This window comes from Mycobacterium sp. (assembly GCF_008709575.1).
In the GTDB taxonomy this organism is placed as follows: Bacteria; Actinomycetota; Actinomycetes; order Mycobacteriales; family Mycobacteriaceae; genus Mycobacterium.
Genome location: NZ_VYIK01000477.1, coordinates 1 through 596, shown reverse-complemented (window position 1 = coordinate 596; position 596 = coordinate 1). Strand labels below are relative to the sequence as shown.

2 pseudogenes are annotated in these 596 nt (G+C 67.4%); one reads left to right on the top strand and one right to left on the bottom strand.

The window, feature by feature from the left end:
• Positions 1 to 227: pseudogene (locus F6Q13_RS19670) on the top strand (MFS transporter); the annotation flags it as partial.
• A gap of 112 nt (positions 228 to 339) precedes the next feature.
• Here F6Q13_RS19670 and F6Q13_RS19665 read toward each other — a convergent pair.
• Positions 340 to 596: pseudogene (locus F6Q13_RS19665) on the bottom strand (HNH nuclease); the annotation flags it as partial.

Here is a 596-nt window from a genome sequence, read left to right as displayed (position 1 = left end):
CGGTCTCGGCGTTCGGGGGCACCACTCCGCTGATCGCCGAGTCGCTGGTCCGCGGCCTGCACAATGTGATGGTGCCCGCCTACATGCTGATGGTCGCCGGCGTCATCGGCCTGCTGACCCTGATGTTCACTCCCGAGGTGGCGGGCAAACGACTGCCGGGTTCGGGGCCGTCTGTCGCCAACGAAGCCGAAGCGCGCGCCCTCGCCGAGCGTGAGCACGTTGATTGACGCCGTCGGGCATGAGGTGGCAACGGTACACCTCGGCCCGGTCGTTGTTCCGATGACCATGACGCGGCGCGTTGATGCGGCCATCCCGAAAGACGTTGATGCAGCGGCCGTATCACGGGCCCTCCTCGTCGAGGAGTTCCTCCGGATGATGGATGTGATTGACGCGCGGCGGTCCGGTGCCGTCCGACCAGGCTAGCCGGCCCTTCTCGGTGATAGTCGTTGTGTACTGACCACGGGTCGCCGCAGCGTGGTCGGGCGCGCAGCCGAAGAACAGCTTGTCGGCGTCGGTCGTGCCGCCGCGGGCCCAATCGGCCGCGTGATGCACTTCAGAGCGATAGCCGGATTCCAGGCAGTCGGGCCGGGTGCAGC